This window comes from Methylobacterium sp. P1-11 (assembly GCF_008329595.1).
In the GTDB taxonomy this organism is placed as follows: Bacteria; Pseudomonadota; Alphaproteobacteria; order Rhizobiales; family Beijerinckiaceae; genus Methylobacterium.
The window spans coordinates 1-13,295 of record NZ_NPKS01000024.1; the positions used below are offsets into that span (position 1 = coordinate 1).

At 68.3% G+C, this 13,295-nt stretch carries 11 protein-coding genes and 1 pseudogene; 7 read left to right on the forward strand and 5 right to left on the reverse strand.

The genetic code is table 11. The features are described from left to right. Positions 1 to 135 (reverse strand): annotated as a pseudogene (locus tag CIW48_RS22035) (DNA-binding response regulator); the annotation flags it as partial. Positions 136 to 554: 419 nt separating this feature from the next. Between CIW48_RS22035 and fliI the strand changes: the two are divergent. The 3 genes from fliI to CIW48_RS22050 all read left to right on the forward strand — a co-directional run bounded on the left by fliI (position 555) and on the right by CIW48_RS22050 (position 3,674). After that, positions 555 to 1,907 (forward strand): flagellar protein export ATPase FliI, encoded by a 1,353-nt coding sequence (gene fliI / locus CIW48_RS22040; protein ID WP_091786409.1) that lies wholly within the window; start codon positions 555 to 557, stop codon positions 1,905 to 1,907. A 148-nt stretch (positions 1,908 to 2,055) separates the two neighbouring features. After that, positions 2,056 to 2,463, forward strand: a complete 408-nt coding sequence (gene fliJ, locus CIW48_RS22045) for a flagellar export protein FliJ (RefSeq protein WP_091786594.1) — start codon at positions 2,056 to 2,058, stop codon at positions 2,461 to 2,463. A 143-nt stretch (positions 2,464 to 2,606) separates the two neighbouring features. Then, positions 2,607 to 3,674 (forward strand): lysylphosphatidylglycerol synthase domain-containing protein, encoded by a 1,068-nt coding sequence (locus tag CIW48_RS22050; protein WP_149312672.1) that lies wholly within the window; start codon positions 2,607 to 2,609, stop codon positions 3,672 to 3,674. Positions 3,675 to 3,886: 212 nt separating this feature from the next. Here the strand turns inward: CIW48_RS22050 and flhA are convergent, their stop codons facing one another. Further along, entirely contained in the window at positions 3,887 to 6,034 is a 2,148-nt protein-coding gene (flhA, locus tag CIW48_RS22055) for a flagellar biosynthesis protein FlhA (RefSeq protein ID WP_149312673.1), read from the reverse strand. Between the two features lie 236 nt (positions 6,035 to 6,270). Between flhA and CIW48_RS22060 the strand changes: the two genes are divergently transcribed. Further along, positions 6,271 to 6,867 carry a hypothetical protein gene (locus tag CIW48_RS22060; protein WP_149312674.1) on the forward strand — a complete coding sequence of 199 codons (597 nt, stop codon included), beginning with the start codon at positions 6,271 to 6,273 and terminating at the stop codon, positions 6,865 to 6,867. 44 nt (positions 6,868 to 6,911) lie between these two features. On the opposite strand, the gene CIW48_RS22065 is transcribed toward CIW48_RS22060, so the two are convergent. After that, on the reverse strand, positions 6,912 to 8,153 hold the full coding sequence (locus tag CIW48_RS22065; protein ID WP_149312675.1) for a capsule biosynthesis protein: 1,242 nt from the start codon (positions 8,151 to 8,153) through the stop codon (positions 6,912 to 6,914). Positions 8,154 to 8,292: 139 nt separating this feature from the next. Beyond that, positions 8,293 to 8,946 (reverse strand): ABC transporter ATP-binding protein, encoded by a 654-nt coding sequence (locus CIW48_RS22070; protein ID WP_091786424.1) that lies wholly within the window; start codon positions 8,944 to 8,946, stop codon positions 8,293 to 8,295. Between the two features lie 396 nt (positions 8,947 to 9,342). Here CIW48_RS22070 and CIW48_RS22075 point away from each other — a divergent pair, with 396 nt between their 5' ends. From CIW48_RS22075 to CIW48_RS22085, 3 genes are all read left to right on the forward strand, one after another. After that, positions 9,343 to 9,816: a PAS domain S-box protein gene (locus CIW48_RS22075; protein WP_149312676.1), complete on the forward strand. Its 474-nt coding sequence runs from the start codon at positions 9,343 to 9,345 to the stop codon at positions 9,814 to 9,816. 55 nt (positions 9,817 to 9,871) lie between these two features. Then, positions 9,872 to 11,122, forward strand: a complete 1,251-nt coding sequence (gene frc, locus CIW48_RS22080) for a formyl-CoA transferase (protein ID WP_091786431.1) — start codon at positions 9,872 to 9,874, stop codon at positions 11,120 to 11,122. Between the two features lie 83 nt (positions 11,123 to 11,205). Next, positions 11,206 to 12,384 carry an HPP family protein gene (locus CIW48_RS22085; protein WP_149312677.1) on the forward strand — a complete coding sequence of 393 codons (1,179 nt, stop codon included), beginning with the start codon at positions 11,206 to 11,208 and terminating at the stop codon, positions 12,382 to 12,384. 3 nt (positions 12,385 to 12,387) lie between these two features. On the opposite strand, the gene CIW48_RS22090 is transcribed toward CIW48_RS22085, so the two are convergent. Next, positions 12,388 to 13,083, reverse strand: coding sequence for an esterase (locus CIW48_RS22090; protein ID WP_149312678.1), 696 nt, complete (start codon positions 13,081 to 13,083; stop codon positions 12,388 to 12,390). Positions 13,084 to 13,295: the final 212 nt, after the last annotated feature.

A 13,295-nucleotide genomic window follows, 5' to 3' on the forward strand; every position in this document is an offset into this window, starting at 1 on the left:
GTAGTCGTAGAGCTTACCGAGATCGACACCCTCTTCCCCGAGATCGGTGGTGTAGGTGTTGAAGTTCTCGGACTTGAGCATCAGCTCGATGCTCTGCGCGGTCGCGCTATCGTCCTCGATCAAAAGTACCCGCATCGTCGGTCCCCAGCCCCGCCGGCCGCATCAGCGCGCAGACACGTCCCAGCCTTCGCCCGCCACCGGCCTGTGGACGGGCGCTCCGTCGCTCTTGACGTGGAACGCTATGGATTAATCGTTAACAAAACCTGATTCCTACCCGCAAGCGTCTCGTTCGAAGTTCCGCGAGCTTGACAGGAGAAACTGCGTTCCTCCGGCCCCGCCCTCGGCCCCGATTCCAGTCCGCCTCCGTCCAGGCCGCTCGCCCCCTTCGGCGTAAGTACTTCCTCCGTAACGATTCGATCCCCGGTGTTGTCTGTGAGACACACCGGTACGACTTCGTCGGGCGCGGCCGTGGCCGCTACCCGGATCGAGCCGCTACGAGCCCGTGACCCGCAGTGTTAAGGAGGCCGGTAAACGAAGCGTTGAGAGCCAGGCCGATGACACAGGATCCGGCAAGATCCGTTGCTTCCCTCGCCGCGGCGCGGGCCGCCCTGGAGCGGATCGAGGTGCTGGAGACCTTCGGCCGGGTCGTGGCGATCCGCGGCCTGCTGGTCGAGGTCGCCGGGCCCGTGGCGGCGATGCGGCTCGGGGGGCGGGTCGATGTCGAGGGCGCCAACGGCCACGGCCTGGTCCCCTGCGAGGTCATCGGCTTCCAGGGCGACCGGGCGCTGGCCATGCCGTTCGGCTCGCTCGAGGGCGTGCGGCGTGGCTGTCCCGCCTATGTGCGCGACGAATCGGCCGGCGCGATCCGCCCCTCCAACGCCTGGCTCGGCCGGGTGATCGACGCGTTGGGGCGACCGGTCGATGGACTCGGCGCGCTGCCGCAGGGCGGCGACGTCTATTCCCTGCGCGCGGATCCGCCGCCCGCCCATGCGCGCACGCGGGTGGGCGGCCCGCTGGATCTCGGCATCCGGTGCATCAACACCTTCCTGACGATGTGCGCCGGCCAGCGCATGGGCATCTTCGCCGGATCCGGGGTCGGCAAGTCGGTCCTGCTATCGATGCTGGCCCGCTACACCGCCGCCGACGTGGCGGTCATCGGTCTCGTGGGCGAGCGCGGCCGCGAGGTGCAGGAATTCCTTCAGGACGATCTCGGCGCTGCCGGCCTGGCGCGCTCGGTCGTGGTGGTGGCGACCTCCGACGAGCCGGCCCTGATGCGCCGGAACGCGGCCTACGTGACCCTGTCGGTCGCCGAGTATTTCCGCGATCAGGGCGCCAAGGTCCTGTGCATGATCGACTCGATCACGCGCTTCGCCATGGCCCAGCGCGACATCGGCCTCGCCGCCGGCGAACCGCCGACCGCCAAGGGCTACACGCCGACGGTGTTCTCGGAGCTGCCGCGCCTGCTCGAACGGGCCGGTCCCGGCGTGGGGCAGGGGACGATCTCGGCCCTGTTCACCGTACTGGTCGAGGGCGACGACCACAACGAGCCCGTAGCCGACGCGGTGCGGGGCATCCTCGACGGCCACATCGTCATGGAGCGCGCCATCGCGGAGCGCGGGCGCTACCCGGCGATCAACGTGCTTCGTTCGGTCTCCCGGACCATGCCGCGCTCCTGCGACCCGGCCTATCTGCCGGTGGTGCGGCGCGCGCGGCGGGTGTTGTCGACCTACGCCGACATGGAGGAGCTGATCCGCCTCGGCGCCTACCGGGCCGGCTCCTCCCAGGAGGTGGACGAGGCGGTGGCGCTCATGCCCCATCTTGAGGCTTTTCTGGGGCAGAGTAAGGAAGAAGCAACGTCCATCGGCGATGGTTACGCACGGCTCTCCGAGATCATCGGCGGGGCGTGAGCACCATGCGTCGCGGCGGTAACGCTTCGGCGATCCCCATGGTGCATAGGGGATCCGGGCGGGTCTGCCGTCGGCAGGCTCGCGCATAGGCTCGGTCCGGGCATGATCCCGGACGCGGCCTCGAGCGTTGCGTGGAGTGAGCGTCCTGATGAAATCGCGTGACACGCTGATCCGCCTGCGCCGCTTCCAGGTCGATGAGAAGCGCCGGCGCGTGACCCAGATCGAGATGATGATGGCCGATTTCCAGCGCATGGCGGTGGAACTCGATCGCGAGGTCGCCGTCGAGGAGGCGCGGGCCGGCATCACCGACGTCGGTCACTTCGCCTATCCGACCTATGCCCGGGCGGCGGCGACCCGCCGGGACAACATGATCCAGTCCGCCCAGGCCCTCGAAGGTCAACTCGCCGAGGCGAAAGCCGAGCTCGGCGAGGCGTTCGAGGAACTCAAGAAGGTCGAGATCCTGAACGATCGCGAGCGCTCCGCCGAGCGGGCCGCCGAATCGGCTCGGGATCAGGCCGCCATGGACGGGATCGGCCTGAACCGCGCCCGGGGCTGAAGCGGACCGCCGGACCTGCCGTCAGGTACGCGCGGCACGAAACCGTCACGATCACCTGACAAGGGGGATCGCGGCGGTGCGATGCCGCTTGCAGCGCGTCGCGTGCCGGCGCATCAGGGGCTCTCCCCAGGGCGTCGGTGTTCATGAAGAAGATCAGCGAGTTCATCTGGCCCATGATCGGCCTCGCGGCCGTCGTGGTATCGGGCTACTTCCTCTACCAGGAACTGAAGACGACCTCGCTTTCGGCGATCTGGGCCGCGATCCTGGCAATCCCGCCGCGTCGGATCCTGCTGGCGGCGCTCTCGACCCTGGTCGCCTATGCGGCGCTCGCCTGGTACGACCGGATCGCCCTGCTGCATCTGGGCGTCCGCCACATCTCTTGGCTGTTCGTCTCGCTCTGCTCCTTCACGACCTACGCCCTCTCGCACAATATCGGCGCCTCGGTCTTCTCCGGTGCCCTGGTCCGCTATCGGGCCTACACGGCCAAGGGCCTGACGGCCGCGCAGGTCGCCGTGCTGGTGGCTCTCTGTTCCTTCACGTTCTTCCTCGGCACCGTCCTGCTCGGTGGCTTCACGCTGGTAGTCGATCCGACTCTGCTGACGCGGCTCGAGGGCAGGCTGCCGGGCTTCCTCACGGATCCAAAGACCGCGCTGACCGTCGGCATCTGCATGCTGGGCTTCGTCGGCCTGTACGTGATCGGCTCGATCCTGCACCTGCGCCCGCTGCACATCCGGTCGTTCAAGCTCGAATACCCCCGACCCGGCATCATGGGGCGCCAGCTGCTGGCGGCGCCGCTAGAGCTTCTGGGTGCTGCGGGCATCATTTACTTCGCCCTGCCGGAGGCGATGAATCCCGGCTTCATTCCGGTTCTGGCGATCTTCCTGGCTTCGTTCTCGGTCGCGCTGGCCTCGCACGCGCCGGGTGGCCTCGGCGTCTTCGAGATCGTGTTCATCACCGCGATGCACATCACCGACGAGGCGCAGAAGGACGCGATCATCGCGGCGGTGATCATCTTCCGGATCTTCTATTTCTGGCTCCCGGCGCTGATCTCGGTGATCGTGGTGATCGCCTTCGAGCGCTCGCGGCTGGCCGCGGCGATCGGCTCGGCGGCCAACGGCGCCAAGCCCGGCCCGGTGCCGGAGCCGCCGGTCATCGTTCCCGGCCTCGACGCCCACGAGATGGAACGCGAGCTGAAGCAGAAGGCGATCTGATGCGTCGCGACGCCGTCTCTGCGGGCGGCGCGCAGCGATCCGGTCCGCGCCCTGGCTTCCGACGGCACGCTGCTCGGCGGTCATTGCGTTGCGCCCGGGCCGGCGGCCGGACGCCTGCCGTTCAATCCGGTGGCCTGAGCGGCGCAGCCCGGCGGGCCTGATTCAAAGGATGAGCCGGGACCGGCGCGGGCGTCGCGATTCCCTGTCGGCCCTCAGATCGAATTCACCGTCCGCAGCCGCGCGCGCGGGTGGATCTCGGCCTGACTCATCACCGGCGTTTCGCGGCGGAAGCGCTCGATGATCGAGCGCACGAAGGGCCGCGTCTGCGCGGAGGTCACGAGCACGGGCATCTCGCCCTGGCGAGCCGCCGTCTCGAAGCGGTCACGCACCGCCGTGACGAATTCACTGAGCTTCGAGGGCTGCATCGCGAGGTAGCGCTCGTCCCGCTCGCCCACGATCGATTCCATGAAAGCCTGCTCCCAGGCCGGCGACAGGGTGATGATCGGCAGCATGCCGTTCTGGTCCTGATACTGCGCGCAGATCTGCCGCCCCAGGCGGGCGCGGACGTGCTCGACCACGTCGCGGGGGTTCTTCACCCCGCCCGCCACTTCGGCGATCGCCTCCACGATCGCCCCGAGATCGCGGATCGAGACCCGCTCGGCGAGCAGGAACTGCAGGACCCGCTGGATACCGGTGGTGGAGATCTGCGAGGGCACGATCTCCTTGAGCAGGTCGCCGTGCTCCTTGGGCAGCTCGCGCAGCAGCTTCGAGACTTCGACGTGGTTGAGCAGTTCGGAGACGTGGGCCTTGATGATCTCGGTGAGGTGCGTCGACACGACTGTGGCGGCATCCACCACCGTGTAGCCCTTGAGCTGGGCTTGGTCGCGCAGGGCGGCGTCGATCCACGTTGCCGGCAGGCCGAAGGTCGGCTCCAGCATGTGCTGGCCGGGCAGCTGGACCTGACCGCCCATCGGGTCCATCGCCATGAATTGGCCCGGAAAGATCCGTCCGGTTCCGGCCTCGATCTCCTTCACCCGCACCACATAGGCGTTGGCGTCGAGCTGGACGTTGTCGAGGATGCGCACCGACGGCATCACGAAGCCCAGTTCCGCGGCGAGCTGGCGGCGCAGAGCCTTGATCTGATCGGTGAGCCGATCCTGGCCCTCACCATTAACCAGGGCCAGGAGCGCGTAGCCCATTTCGAGCTTCAAGTCGTCGAGCTTGAGTAGGTCGGTGACCGTCTCCTCCTTGGCGACGCTCGCCGCCGCCACGGCGGCCGCATCCATCGGGACGCCCTGGGCGTCGAGGGGCGGCGCCAGCTTGGCGGTCTTGTTGATGCGCCACGCCGCGTAGCCGGCGCCGCCGCCGAGCAGCACGAAGGGCAGCATCGGCATGCCGGGCAAGAGCGCGATCAGCAGCATCACCGCCGCCGACATGCCGAGCGCCTTGGGATAATGCGCGAGCTGCTTGCCGAGCGCCTTGTCGGCGGCGCCGCGCACGCCGGCCTTGGAGACCAGCAGGCCCGCTGCCGTCGAGACGATCAGCGCCGGAACCTGGCTCGCGAGACCGTCGCCGATGGTCAGCAGGGTGTAGCTCTTGGCGGCCTCGCCGAAGCTCAAGCCCTGCTGGGCCACCCCGATGATGATGCCGCCGACCACGTTGATGAAGGTGATCAACAGGGCCGCCACCGCGTCGCCGCGGACGAATTTCGAGGCGCCGTCCATGGCGCCGAAGAAGGAGGATTCCTCCTCGAGCGCGGCGCGCCGGGCCTTCGCGGCTTTCTCGTCGATCAGGCCGGCCGAGAGATCGGCGTCGATGGCCATCTGCTTGCCCGGCATCGCGTCGAGGGTGAAGCGGGCCGCGACCTCGGCGATGCGGCCCGAGCCCTTCGTGATCACGACGAAATTCACGATGATCAGGATCGCGAATACGATGATCCCGATCACGAAATTGCCGCCCATCACGAAGTGGCCGAAGGCCTCGATGACGTGGCCGGCCGCAGCCGTCCCCTCGTGGCCATGCCCGAGGATCAGACGGGTCGAGGCGAGGTTGAGGGCGAGCCGCAGCATCGTGGCGATGAGCAGCAGCGTCGGGAAGACGGTGAATTCCAGCGGATTGTCGATCGACAGGCCGGTCATCATGATCAGCACCGACATGATGATCGAGACGGCCAAAAGCAGGTCGAGCAGGATCGCCGGCAGCGGAAAGATGAGGACCGCCAGGATCCCCAGAACGCCGGTGGCGAACAGCAGGTCCGACCGCTTCGTCAGCGCGTGGAGATCACCGCGCGTCGGCAGCGTCAGCTGGCCGAGGACCGCCGCCGCCCCCGTCTGTGCCGGCGCGCTTGCCGTCTCTGCCATCGATCCCACCCGCTGCCGTTCGCCCGGGACTTGCCTGGGACGTACCCGGCAAGATCTGCCGGGTGTATGGTTAGCGCAGCGTTAAGATGGGCTTGGCGACGTCGGGAACCCGCGCCGCCGCGACCGCTTGACCGGACGGCTGGTGCGCCGATCCGGGCCCCGTCCGCGCCCGGTGCCGGGCCGTCCGCGACGGCGCCATAGAACCGGGCTCCGGCCCACGATTCCGGGAGACGTCGATGGCTGTGCGCGTCCTGACCGCCCTGTTCGAGGATTATGAAGCCGCCGCAGGCGCGGTGGACCGGCTGGAGGCGGCCGGAATCCCCCATGCCGAGATCAGCATCATCTCGAACCGCCCCGATGCCGCGGCTCCGCCGCCGGCGCCCGGCGCTGCCGTCACCCGACCAACGGACCCGACGGATGGCGCCGGTACCGGGGCCACCGTGGGCACGGTGCTGGGGGGCGGCGCAGGGTTGCTCGCCGGCCTCGGCCTCCTGGCCATTCCGGGGCTCGGTCCGGTGGTGGCGGCGGGCTGGCTCGTGGCGGCCGTGACCGGGGCCGGGGTCGGAGCCGCGGCCGGAGGCCTGATCGGCGGCCTGACGGCGGCAGGTCTCAGTGCCGACGAGGCCGAGACCTACGCCGAGGGCGTGCGACGGGGTGGGACCCTCGTGACGGTCCGGGCCGATGAGTCCCGGGCCGACGGCGTACTGGCCATCCTGGACCATGCGGGATCGATCGACATCGACGAGCGCGCCGAGGGCTGGCGGGCGCAAGGCTGGTCCGGCGGTACGATCGGCCCGGCGGCAGGCGGCCCGGGCCGCGGTTCCGGCCTCTGACACGAGGCTGCCCATCATAATGGGGCAGCCTCGCGTGACGGGAGTCAGCTCATCATCTTCCGGGCGAACATCGCGGCTCCGAACAGGAGGCCTGCGCCCGCGGTGATCAGACCGATCATCAGGAGCCGCCGCGGCTCGGTGGAGGATTCCGCCTTCACGGGCTCGACGATCGGGCTGAAGAACTCGATCTGCCGGGCCGCGATGATCCGGGCCCGCTCGTGCGCGGTCAGAACCTGCTGGTAATACTTCTCGGCATTCTTCCGATCATTCTCCAGGATCTCGAACCGCGTCAGCGCATCCGAGAGCCGGCGCTTCTGGTCGGGATCCTGGCTGGCGGATTGCCGCTCGATCTGGGCGATGTTCTCGTCGATATCCTTGATCTGCTGTTTGATATCGACGATCCGGCGCGCATCGGGGCCGAGGTCGCGCTGCCCGATCGCGAGCTGGAGCGCGAGGTTGATGCGCGAGGCCCGCATTTCAGCGATCATCTTGACGTTGATGTCGTTCGTCTTCTGCGCGTCGAGCACGCCTTCGCGGTTGCGCAGATCGCGCGTCGCGAGGCGGATCTTGGTCATGCGCTCCTGGGCGAGCTGGAGTTCGCGCGTGCTCTCGGCGACGGCATCCTCGCGCGACTTGACGCTGAGGTCGTTCACCTTGCGCTCGGCCTCCTTCATGATCGCCTTGGCGATGGCGAGGGATTCTTCCGGGTCGAAGGCCTCGACCTCGACCGACATGATGCCGGAGCCGGCCTCGACCTCGACGCCCACGCGGCGCTTCCAGTAGCGCAGGAACTTCTCGATCGGCTTCTCGGGGTCGAACCGCGAGAAATAATCGACCGAATCCTTGCTGAACCACGCGCGCAGCGGCAGCTCCGCCTCGAGGATCTCAAGCATCGGCCGGCTCAGGATGAATTCGCGCGTGATCAGCGTGTCCTGCGCCACCATCTGATTCGCCATGCCGGAGTTGGTCCCGCCTGTCTCCGAGGAGCCCTTGTCGGAGGCTCCGAGAGCCGGGCGGATCGCGAACCGCGCCTCGGTGACGTAGCGGTCCGAGGCGATCAGGCCGTAATAGGCCGCCCCGGCCAGCGTCGGCAGCAGGAAGCAGATCACGAACAGGATCGGGATCCAGGGATCGTTCTTTACATCGGCCTGATAGGACCGGATGCCCTTCCTGCGGTCAGCGAAGCGCGACATGCGCGCGATCTGCCGCAGCGACTCGCTGATCGCTTGCTGGCGGTCGGCGGGCGTGACCGGCTGCCCCTCGGCCTTCCGGATCTCCATGTTCATGGCCTGATTCCCGGCCTCCCCGGCCCCGAAGATCGATCCGTCACCAGGATCTCGACGACGCCGCCTGGCGCGCGCCGATGGCCTCTCGCATGGCGACGCGGCAAAAGCATGTCGTCTGGGCCTGGTCGCCGCCGCACGCTCAGGCGTTGAGGCGTCGGTAGACCTCGATGGCGTCGTTCACGTCCTCGTAGATGATCGCGCGGCCGTTGAGCAGGACCAGTCCCTGCGTGCACCACTGCCGGATCGTCTCCATGGAGTGCGAAACCATGATGATGTCCGCGTTCTTGCGACGCTGCGAGAAGACCTCGTCGCAGCGCTTGGAGAACCGGGCGTCGCCCACGGAGGTGATCTCGTCGATCAGGTAGCAATCGAACGGGATCGCCATGCTCATGCCGAAGGCGAGCCGTGCGCCCATGCCAGACGAATACGTGTAGATCGGCACGTCGAGGTAGCTTCCCAGCTCCGAAAAATCCTCGACGAAGTCGAGCACCCGGCGCGGGTCCTCTCCGTAGATGCGCGCCACGAACGTGACGTTGTCACGCCCGGTCATCTTGGGATGGAAGCCGCCGGCGAAGCCGAGGGGCCAGGAGACCCGAAGACCGCGATGGATCTTGCCCCGCGTCGCGTCCTCGGTCCCGGCGATGAGTCGCATCGTGGTCGACTTGCCGGCGCCGTTGATGCCGAGAATGCCGTAGGAAACGCCCGGCTTCAGGGTGAACGAAACCTGCTCCAGGATGGTCCGCCGGTGACCCTCCGTGCGGTAAACCTTGCTGACTTTCTCGAAACGGATCACCGAAATGGTCTCCAGGGCGGTTCGCCGAACCGCCGGTCCGAGGTGCCTGAGGAACGACCTCCTGCTCGTGGAAAGCGGCAAATCTGAGAAGGAGATGAGCCGCTTCTCGGGCTGAGCCGCACGGTTCGGACGGACGCGTCGAGAGCCCAAGGCGGGTGCGGATCGCCGCGCCCCGACTTGAAGAAAAGTTCCACCTGTCACCCCGTCTGTTGACGGCATTTCCCATTTGGCATACCAAATACCAACCGTTGTGGCCGGTACCGGCGCTCCGGGGATGGCAGACCGGAATTTTACCGCCGCTCCTGCGAGCGACGTTCAGGAAGGGCCGCTGCACATGAGAAGGCTTCGGAGTGCTGCGGCGCGGACCATGTCGGTGCCGCTGGCCGGTTGCCGTCGATGACCGCGACCGGGCCGACCCAGGCCGCGCCCGGTCAGTTCGATCTCTCTGGGCTGGCCGAAGCCATCGGAGACGCCGTGGTCGTGTCTGATCCGGACGGCGCCATCACGGTCTGGAACCCGGCCGCCCAGCGCATCTTCGGCTTCACCGCCGCCGAGGCGCTGGGACAGACCCTCGATCTCATCACGCCCGAGCGGCACCGACGCCGTCATTGGGACGGCTACGCGAAGACCATGCGCACTGGCGTTACCCGCTACGGGGCGGAGACCCTGAGGGTGCCGGCGCTCCACAAGGACGGCCATCAGCTCTCCATCGCCTTCACGGTGGGGATGGTGCGAGACGCCTCCGGCGACGTGACCGGGATTGTTGCGGTGATCCGCGACGAGACTGAGCGCTGGGCCGAGGAGAAGCGCCTGCGCCAACGCGTGACCGACCTCGAAACCTCCTCGGATCCGAGCCGCCGGACGCCTTGAGCCCGTCGGACGATCCGAAGGTCCCGATCACCCAACCGCACAGGGAGAACGCCACATGAGCAAGCCGCTGGAAGGCATCAAGATCATCGACTTCACGCACGTCCAGGCCGGGCCCGCCTGCACGCAGCTGCTCGCGTGGTTCGGCGCCGACGTGATCAAGGTCGAGCGTCCCGGCGCCGGCGACGTGACCCGGACCCAGCTGCGCCACGTCGAGGACGCGGACGCGCTTTATTTCACGATGCTGAACTCCAACAAGCGCTCGCTCACCCTCGACACCAAGACCCAGGCCGGCAAGGAAGTCCTCGAGAAGCTCATCCAGGATTCCGACGTCATGGTCGAGAATTTCGGCCCTGGCGCCCTCGACCGGATGGGCTTCTCCTGGGCGCGCATCCAGGAGCTGAACCCCGGCATGATCCTCGCCTCGGTAAAGGGCTTCTCGGACGGTCACCACTACGAGGACCTGAAGGTCTACGAGAACGTCGCCCAGTGCGCGGGCGGTGCCGCCTCGACCACCGGTTTCTGGGACGGGCCGCCCACCGTCAGCGCCGCCGCGCTCGGCGATTCCAACACCGGCATGCACCTCGCCATCGGCATCCTCACGGCGCTCCACCAGAAGAACAAGACCGGCAAGGGCCAGAAGGTCGCCGTGTCGATGCAGGACTCGGTGATCAACCTCTGCCGGGTGAAGCTCCGTGACCAGCAGCGCCTCGACGCCCTCGGCTATCTCGAGGAGTACCCGCAATACCCCCACGGCGAGTTCTCCGACGTGGTGCCGCGCGGCGGCAACGCGGGCGGCGGCGGCCAGCCGGGCTGGGTGCTGAAGTGCAAGGGCTGGGAGACCGACCCGAACGCCTACATCTACTTCACGATCCAGGGCCACGCCTGGGCGCCGATCTGCAAGGTTCTCGGTAGGGAAGAGTGGATCACCGATCCCGCGTACAACACCCCCCGCGCCCGGCAAGACAAGATCTTCGACATCTTCAAGACGATCGAGGAATGGCTCGCCGACAAGACCAAGTTCGAGGCGGTGGACATCCTGCGCACCTACGACATCCCCTGCGCGCCGGTGCTGTCGATGAAGGAGATCGCTGAGGACAAGTCTCTGCGCGAGAGCGGTACCGTCGTCGAGGTGGCGCACCCGAAGCTCGGCAAGTACCTGACCGTCGGAAGCCCGATCAAGTTCTCCGACATGAAGGTGGAGGTGAAGGCCTCACCGCTGCTCGGTGAGCACACCGATGAGGTACTCGCAGATCTGGGCTACACGCCGGAGCAGATCCGGGCGATGCACGAGGCCCGCGCGGTCTGATAGAGAGCGTGCGACCTCTGCTTTCCTGAGACAGGACGGCGCCCCGCCAGCGCCGTCCTTTTCATGTGCGAGCCCCAGAACCGATGCGCGTATTCCTCAGCCGTTTCCTGCCGGAGCTAACACCTGTCAGCAAGCGCGAGCGCCTGCGCTCCGCGGCCGGTGCCCTGGTGGGGATCCTGGCGACCGGTCTCGTCTGTCGCGCCTCTGTGGGCTCCGACGCACTCCCGGTGCTGATCGCCCCGATGGGGGCCTCGGCGGTGCTGCTCTTCGCCGTGCCGGCGAGCCCCCTGGCTCAGCCCTGGTCGATCCTCGGTGGCAACATCGTGGCGGCGATCGTGGGTATCACGGCGGCGTCCTGGATCGCCGACCCGTTCGTGGCCGCCTCCTGCGCCATCGGGTTGGCGATCGCCCTGATGATGGCCCTGCGCTGCCTGCACCCGCCGAGCGGGGCCGTGGCGTTGACGGCGGTCCTCGGCGGGCCCGCGATCCGGGAACTCGGCTACGGCTTCGTACTCTGGCCGGTCGCGGCCAATTCGCTCCTGCTGCTCGCCACCGCCCTGCTGTTCAACAATCTGACGGGGCGCGCCTACCCGCACCTCCGCCCGGCCGGGCCCCGGACGGCCGACCCGCCCTCCGGTGCTCGGGTAGGCTTCCGGGCCTCGGACCTCGACGCCGCGCTGGAGGATTTCGACCAGCTCCTCGACGTTGACCGGAGTGACCTGGAGCAGATTCTGCGGCGCGTGCAGATGCGCGTCTATGGCCGCCGCTCGGGACCGATCACCTGCGCGGCGATCATGTCCCGCGACGTGATCGCCGTAGCGCCGGACGCGCCGCTCGCCGAGGCCCTGCGGCTGCTGCGCCGCCACCGGATCAAGGCGCTTCCGGTGACCGACGAGCGCGCGCGCGTCCTCGGCATCGTCACGCAGACCGATCTCCTCGACAAGGCCGCCTGGGACCAGGCCGGGCCGCGCCTCGGCCTCGGCCGCCGCCTGCGCCTCACCGCCGAGCGGGGTCGCGCGCCTCACGGTTGCGCCGCCGACATCATGAGCGCGGTTGACCCGGTCGGTCCCAATACGCCCATCGCCGCGCTGGTGCCGCGCATGTCGGAGGCAGGGCTGCACCATCTGCCGGTTGTCGACGCCGACGGGCGTCTCGTCGGGATCGTCTCGCAGACGGACCTGATCCCGGCGCTCCTGTCCGAGGCCGACGCGCCTGAAACCCCGGCCCGCAGCCGCGCTCCCGCCCGGGCCGTCCTGGCCTGAGCCTCAGAGGTCGTCGGACGGATCGGCCAGGAAGAACGCGACCGCCTGCGCCACCACGGCCGGCTGGTGGGCGTGCGGCCCGTCATACTCGACATAGGTAACCGGATAGCCGGCCTCGCGCAGAGCCGGCACGTGGAGCCGGGCACTCCGGTCGATCGGGATCTGCTCATCCTGCGTGCCGTGCGACAGGAAGATCTTGGGCGCGCCGACCTGCAGATGGACCGACAGGAATCCGGCCGACGAGACGATCAGATGGCTGGCCACGTCGCCGTTGGCGAGCCCCAGCGAGAGCGTGTAGCTCCCGCCGTCGGAATGGCCGGCGAAGCAGAGCCGCCCCGGATCGAGCAGGAACCGGTCCGCCACGTGAGCCAGCGCCGTCCCGACCCGCTCCCTGTCCGGCCCGTGGCCGGCGATGACGATATCCCAGGTCGGAAACAGCGATTGCGGGACGAGGAGCAGGAAGCGCTCGTCGCGGGCGTGGCCCTCCAGCATCGGCAGGATGCGCGCGGCGCTGCCGCCGCCACCGTGAAACAGCACCACGAGCGGGCAGGGGCGGTGCGGATCGAGTCCCTCGGGGACCACCAGCACCGCGTCGCGCTCGGCAAAGAGGCCGAGATCGTGCCGACCCGGCGGCAGCGGCTCGCGGCCGGGCAGCCGATGGCGGAAATACAGGCGGCCGGCGAGGTCGGGATCGATCATGGCGGGACCTTCCTGGCTTGCTCTGTCACGTCACGTCGTGAGCCGAAGAAGGCGCGCGGGCCTCGGGGGTGTCAGCGGGCACAACGCCTCGCCCCCTCTGCGACGCCCTCGATGTCGCCTGCTCGGCACATGGAGAGCGCGACCCGCCCCTTCTCTCGTGCGGGAGAGGAGACCCGCCCCGAGCCCGCAGAGGGCTGGCTGGGCTCGATACG

Coding starts and splice junctions, on each gene's coding strand:
- fliI (WP_091786409.1), top strand. CDS start 555: ATGACACAGGATCCGGCAAGATCCGTTGCTTCCCTCGCCGCGGCGCGG.
- fliJ (WP_091786594.1), top strand. CDS start 2,056: ATGAAATCGCGTGACACGCTGATCCGCCTGCGCCGCTTCCAGGTCGAT.
- CIW48_RS22050 (WP_149312672.1), top strand. CDS start 2,607: ATGAAGAAGATCAGCGAGTTCATCTGGCCCATGATCGGCCTCGCGGCC.
- flhA (WP_149312673.1), bottom strand. CDS start 6,034: ATGGCAGAGACGGCAAGCGCGCCGGCACAGACGGGGGCGGCGGCGGTC.
- CIW48_RS22060 (WP_149312674.1), top strand. CDS start 6,271: ATGGCTGTGCGCGTCCTGACCGCCCTGTTCGAGGATTATGAAGCCGCC.
- CIW48_RS22065 (WP_149312675.1), bottom strand. CDS start 8,153: ATGAACATGGAGATCCGGAAGGCCGAGGGGCAGCCGGTCACGCCCGCC.
- CIW48_RS22075 (WP_149312676.1), top strand. CDS start 9,343: ATGACCGCGACCGGGCCGACCCAGGCCGCGCCCGGTCAGTTCGATCTC.
- frc (WP_091786431.1), top strand. CDS start 9,872: ATGAGCAAGCCGCTGGAAGGCATCAAGATCATCGACTTCACGCACGTC.
- CIW48_RS22085 (WP_149312677.1), top strand. CDS start 11,206: ATGCGCGTATTCCTCAGCCGTTTCCTGCCGGAGCTAACACCTGTCAGC.
- CIW48_RS22090 (WP_149312678.1), bottom strand. CDS start 13,083: ATGATCGATCCCGACCTCGCCGGCCGCCTGTATTTCCGCCATCGGCTG.